Source organism: Saccharopolyspora sp. 7B, assembly GCF_020177435.1.
Classification (GTDB): Bacteria; Actinomycetota; Actinomycetes; order Mycobacteriales; family Pseudonocardiaceae; genus Saccharopolyspora_C; species Saccharopolyspora_C gregorii.
The window spans coordinates 1-6008 of the sequence record NZ_JAIUKC010000159.1 but is presented as its reverse complement, the minus strand read 5'-3'; the positions used below and the strand labels follow the sequence as shown (position 1 = coordinate 6008).

Here is a 6008-nt window from a genome sequence, read left to right as displayed (position 1 = left end):
CCCCCCCCCCCCGCCGGGGCGGGGGGGGGGGGGGCCCCGCCCCCCCCCCCCGCCCCCCCCGCCCCCCCCGCCCCCCCCCCCCCCCCCCCCCCCCCCCGAACCCCGCAAGTTCCGGCGGCGGCGGGACGGGATGCTCGCCGGGGTGTGCGGCGGCGCCGCCGACCTGCTCGGCATCGACGCGACCCTGGTGCGGGTCGCGCTGGTCGCCGCCACCGTCCTCGGCTTCGGCACCGGGATCCTGCTGTACCTGGTCTGCTGGGTCCTGGTCCCGGAGGGCTGAGCCCCCGCCGACCGGCTTACAGCTGCGGGGCCTGCCGGACGAACACGTCCAGCACCCCGTCGGCGAGGCGCACCGGGCCCTGCGGCCGGGTCTCGCCCGGAATCGTCTGCACCTGCTCGGCCCGGCGGGCCAGGTCGGCCGCGACGGCGAACCGCTCGTCCGCGACCTGCCCGGCACCGTCCTCCCGCGCCTGCAGGCCGTCCACCGTGGTCACGAGCGCGTCACCCCACAGGTCGGTGGCCCGCAGCCACGGCTCCGAGTCGGCGACGAAGTCCGCGGGCGCCGACTCGCGGATGAGCTCCGGGGCGTCCGCGATCTGCCGCGCGTAGTCCCGCAGCTCGTTCAGCGCCTGCGCCCGGCCCCCGCCGCCCCACCCGGAGCGGAACTCCTCGATGCGCCGCGCCAGCTCCGGCGCCGGCGGCAGCCATGGGGAACCGTTCGCCAGCGGCGCCATGCTGTTGAGGTCGAAGAACACCTGCAGGGCCCGCGTCGTCGCCGGGTCGGCCGCCGAAGCCGGGCGCAACGCCGCCGCCGGGTCCGTCGCCAGGTAGCGCGCCGCCGCGCGGTGCGCGCGCTGCGCGTCGAAGTCGTCGTCGTTCCAGGCGAAGTCGGCCGCGCCGATCTCGACGACCTTGCTGGCCGCGGCCTGGTTCATCGGGTTCACCACGTCACCGACGAGCTGCTCGCCCAAGCCCGGTTCGCGTTCCCCGTACGGCCCGAGCAGCAACCGGCCCTCGGAGCCGTCGAAGTCGTTGACCGGGTAGTTGTCCCACAGGAACACCTTCCGGCCCCACGCCTGCGCGGCCTTCTCCGCGTCCGAGACGGTGATCTGCCGCGGGATCACGCCGTCCCCGGTCCACATCGCCACGACCCGCGGGTCCAGACCCTCGCGCAGCGCCGTCTTGTACGGCGAGTCGTCGTAGTCGGAGTACTCGGTGGGCACCATCTGCAACGGGCGCGCGTCGGGGTGGGTGTCGATGAACTCGCGCTGCACGCGGCTGAGGATCTCCGCCTGCGCGCGGCCCGCCGCCGACTCGCCGGGTGCGCCGTAGCGCGCCTGGTCCTCCCCGCAGTTCCAGCGGGTGTAGGAGATGTCGTCGAACGGCACCGAGAAGTCCCGCACGCCCGAGTCGTACACGGCCTGCAGCTTCGCCAGCAGCGCCTGGAAGTCCGCGGGGTCGCTGAAGCAGATCGACTGACCGGGGGACAGCGCGAAGGTGAACCGCACGTGGTGCGCCGCGGCCTGGCCGATCAGCTCGCGCACCTCGGAGAGCTTGTCCGCCGGGTACGGCTCGCGCCAGCGCTCCCGGTGGTACGGGTCGTCCTTCGGCGCGTAGACGTAGGTGTTGAGCTTGACGTCGCCGTAGAACGCCAGCTGGTCCATCCGTTCCGCGTGCGTCCACGGGCTCCCGTAGAAGCCTTCGATGGAGCCGCGGATCGGCATGTTCGGCTGGTCGACCACGCCGACCCCGGCGATCCGGCCGGGCGACGCGAGCTGGCGCAGCGTCTGCACGCCGTAGTAGGCGCCCGCCGCGTCGTCGGCGCCGAGCACCACGGTGTCCTGGCCGCCGCGCGCGGCGAGCACGTAGCCCTCCGCGGGCAGCGGTGACGGCGCGCCCCACCCGTTGGCCTGCAGGCCCTTCACCACGCCGGGGGCCATCCGGTCCCCGATCCGCACCAGCAGCGTCGCGTCCTCGGCGGGCGGGCCCGGTTCGCGCACCACCACGTCGGAGGCACCGGCCTCGCGCAGCACGCGCTGCGCCAGGTCCCGGGTGGGTTCGTCCACGAAGGGGTCGACGACGAGCTCGACCTTGCCGCGCACCGCGACGTCGTCGCCGAGCCGCTCGGCCTTCTGCGGCTGCGGCACCACCTCGGGCACGCCTTCGGCCGGGTAGGACGACGGCCCCGCTTCCGCGCCCGCGCCGGGCTGCGGCGGTGGCGGTGCCGCGTCGGTGCAACCCGCGGCGACCAGCGCGGCGCTGAGCACGATCGCCGCCGAACCACCGAACCGGCGCAACGCACCTGGAATGGCCATTCGCCCGAACCTCCTCGACCTGAGCGGACGTGTCACGTGGGTGCTCAGGAGATCACACCGCCCCGGCGGACGCCGCGACCTGACCGGCTTGCGCCACGCGTCCGGCCGCAGCGTCCCCCGATCGGCCGCAGGCCGGCCGGGCCCGGAGCACGAGAAGGGCCGCCCCGGAACGGGACGGCCCTTCTCGTGCGGTTGCTGGGATTCAGCGCGAACCCCGGTGACCGGCATGGGTCACATCATGCCGCCCATGCCACCCATCGGGTCGCCACCGCCGGCCGCACCGGCGGCTTCCTTCTCCGGCTTGTCCGCGACCACGGCTTCGGTGGTCAGGAACAGCGCGGCGATCGACGCGGCGTTCTGCAGCGCCGAGCGGGTGACCTTGGTCGGGTCCGGCACGCCGGCCGCCAGCAGGTCCTCGTACTCGCCGGTCGCGGCGTTGAGGCCGTGCCCGACGGGCAGGTTCTTGACCTTCTCCGCCACGACGCCGCCTTCGAGACCGGCGTTGATCGCGATCTGCTTCAGCGGGGCCTCGACGGCCAGCTTGACGCTGTTGGCACCGGTCGCCTCGTCGCCCTCGAGCTTGAGGCCGTCGAACGCGGACACGGCGGCCTGCAGCAGGGCCACGCCGCCACCGGCGACGACACCCTCCTCGACGGCGGCCTTGGCGTTGCGGACCGCGTCCTCGATGCGGTGCTTGCGCTCCTTGAGCTCGACCTCGGTCGCCGCACCCGCCTTGATGACGGCCACGCCACCGGCCAGCTTGGCCAAGCGCTCCTGCAGCTTCTCGCGGTCGTAGTCGGAGTCCGAGCGGTCGATCTCGGCGCGGATCTCGTTGACCCGGCCGGCGATCTGCTCGTCGTCGCCCGCACCTTCGACGATGGTGGTCTCGTCCTTGGTGACGACGACCTTGCGGGCCTGGCCCAGCAGCGGCAGGTCCGCGGTCTCCAGCTTGAGGCCGACCTCTTCGCTGATGACCTGGCCGCCGGTCAGGATCGCCATGTCCTGCAGCATCGCCTTGCGGCGGTCGCCGAAGCCGGGGGCCTTGACCGCGACGGACTTGAAGGTGCCGCGGATCTTGTTGACCACCAGGGTGGACAGGGCCTCGCCCTCGACGTCCTCGGAGATGATCAGCAGCGGCTTGTTGGCCTGCATGACCTTCTCGAGCAGCGGGAGCAGGTCCTTGATGTTCGAGACCTTGGAGCTCAGCAGCAGGATGTACGGGTCGTCGAGCGACGCCTCCATCCGCTCCGTGTCGGTGACGAAGTAAGGCGAGATGTAGCCCTTGTCGAAGCGCATGCCCTCGGTGAGCTCGAGTTCGAGCCCGAAGGTGTTGCTCTCCTCGACGGTGATGACGCCTTCCTTGCCGACCTTGTCCATGGCCTCGGCGATCAGCTCGCCGATCTGGCGGTCGCCGGCCGAGATCGCCGCGGTGGAGGCGATCTGGTCCTTGGTCTCGATCTCCTTGGCGCTCTTGAGGAGCTGCTCGGCGATCGCCTCGGTGGCCTTCTCGATGCCCCGCTTGAGGGCGATCGGGCTGGCGCCGGCGGCGACGTTGCGCAGACCCTCGCGCACCAGCGCCTGGGCGAGCACGGTGGCGGTCGTCGTGCCGTCACCGGCGACGTCATCGGTCTTCTTCGCCACTTCCTTGACGAGCTCGGCCCCGATCTTCTCGTACGGGTCCTCGAGCTCGATCTCCTTGGCGATGGAGACGCCGTCGTTGGTGATGGTCGGCGCGCCCCACTTCTTCTCGAGCACGACGTTGCGGCCCCTCGGCCCGAGCGTCACCTTGACGGCGTCAGCGAGGGTGTTCATGCCGCGCTCAAGGCCGCGGCGGGCTTCCTCGTCGAACGCGATCATCTTGGCCATTGCGGTGTGGTCCTCCACCTATCTGGACGCCACGAAAGGCAGATTCACCCCGTGGCAGGACTCTGTGCTCGGCCAGGCTCGGTGCCCGCGACGGACGACCGGTCGCGCACCCGCCGTCGTGTGGCGGAGCGCGGACGGCCTCACCGTCCCGACCTGGCACTCAACTGCGCTGAGTGCCAAATCCAGGTTTAGCACTCACGCCGGGCGAGTGCAAGCCGCTTCGGCGCGCGATGCCCCGACCAGCCGCATTTCCCCCGTTCGGGCCGTACGCGGCCACCCGACGGGGTGGCCGACGCCATGCTCAGCGGCCGACCGTCGGGACCTCGGTGGGCAGGCCGCTCGGCTCGACCGAGGACGAGTTCGCGGCCGACGTCGTGGCCCCGCCGGAGCCGCCGGAACCGCCGCTCGACGAGGACGCCAGCGCGATGAACACGATCACCAGGACGATCGCGGCGAGCGCGATCAGCAGCGGCACCAGCCACTTCGCCGAACCACCGCCCTTGTCGGTGGCGAACGACGCGGACTGCGCCGGCATCGGCGGGCGCAACCGCACCGGATCGGCGCCGGGACCGGACATCGGGCGCGGCGGCTGCTGGTACGGCGGGCCGTACGGACCGGACTGCTGCGGCCCCGGTGCGGGCTGCGGGCCGGACGGTGCGGGCTGCGGGCCGGTGACCGGCGCGGCGGGCGGCGGGACCGGGCCGGACTGCTGCGGCGAGCGGGCCGGCGGCGGCGCGGGCTGGACCTGCTGCGGGCCGGACGGCGGCCCGAGCGTCGGCATCGTCTTCTTCGTCGGCGCGTCCGGCGGCGCGTTCAGCGCGGCCTTCGCCGCCGCCATCAGCTCCTTGCAGGTGTCGTAGCGCTGGTCGGCCTTCTTCGACATGCCCTTGCGCAGCACCTCGTCCAGCCCCACCGGCAGCGCCACCAGCGACAGCGCGGACGGCGGCGCGGTGCCCAGGTGGCCCTGGATGACCTCCTGCACCTGGCCCTGGAACGGCGGGCCGCCGGTCAGGCAGGCGAACAGCATGCAGCACAGCGCGTACAGGTCGGTGCGGCCGTCCACCGGCTCGCCGCGCAGGTGCTCGGGCGCGGCGTAGGTCGGGGAGCCGAGGAAGTCGCCGGAGCTGGTGCGGTGCCCGGTCGCGCCGCGGCGGGTGAGCCCGAAGTCCGCGAGGTACACGTGCTCGTTGGACGACTCCCGCGAGGTCACCAGCACGTTCGCCGGCTTCAGGTCGAGGTGCACCAGACCGCGCTCGTGCAGCATGTCCAGCGCCTCGGCGACCTGGCTGAGCAGCTCCAGCGCGCGCGGCGGCGAGATCGGCCCGTCCTTGATCAGGCTGGCCAGGTCGGACCCGTCGACCAGCCGCATCGCGATGTAGAGCATGCCGTCGACCTCGCCGAAGTCGTACAGCGGCACGATGTTCGCGTGGTCGATGGCCGAGGTGTTGCGGGCTTCGTCGACGAAGCGCTCGCGGAACTCCGCGTCGCCGGTGATGTGCTCGCCCATGATCTTGAGCGCGACCTTGCGGCCCAGCCGGGTATCGGTGGCGCGGTACATCACGCTCATACCGCCGCGGCCGAGCACTCCGTCGATCTTGTAGTGGCCGAGACGGCGCCCGGTGAGGTCTTCCGACACGTCAGGGAGCCTAACGTCCCGCGATCTTCCCCGTCTGCGGGTTCCACCGGTTCGGGCCGGAAGAGCCCCCGGGGGGCCGCCCCCCGGGGGGGGGGGGGGGGGGGGGCGGGGGGGTGGGGGGGGGGGGGCCGCCGGCGGGGGGGGGGGGGGGGGGACGCCCCCCCCGCCACCCGCAAAACAAACCCCCCCGA

At 73.0% G+C, this 6008-nt stretch carries 4 protein-coding genes; 1 reads left to right on the top strand and 3 read right to left on the bottom strand.

Annotated elements, in window-relative coordinates; all coding sequences use genetic code 11:
• Positions 1-280, top strand: a 280-nt coding sequence (locus LCD33_RS22710; protein WP_374228544.1) for a PspC domain-containing protein, incomplete at its 5' end; no start/stop codon positions are given.
• A 16-nt stretch (positions 281-296) separates the two neighbouring features.
• Here LCD33_RS22710 and LCD33_RS22705 read toward each other — a convergent pair.
• The 3 genes from LCD33_RS22705 to LCD33_RS22695 form a co-directional block, all read right to left on the bottom strand.
• The gene (locus tag LCD33_RS22705; protein ID WP_224978260.1) at positions 297-2315 is read right to left on the bottom strand and encodes a beta-N-acetylglucosaminidase domain-containing protein; all 2019 of its coding nucleotides are present in this window, start codon (positions 2313-2315) and stop codon (positions 297-299) included.
• Between the two features lie 231 nt (positions 2316-2546).
• Positions 2547-4181, bottom strand: coding sequence for a chaperonin GroEL (gene groL, locus LCD33_RS22700; RefSeq protein WP_224960042.1), 1635 nt, complete (start codon positions 4179-4181; stop codon positions 2547-2549).
• 301 nt (positions 4182-4482) lie between these two features.
• Positions 4483-5817, bottom strand: coding sequence for a serine/threonine-protein kinase (locus LCD33_RS22695; protein WP_224960044.1), 1335 nt, complete (start codon positions 5815-5817; stop codon positions 4483-4485).
• Between the last annotated feature and the right edge of the window lie 191 nt (positions 5818-6008).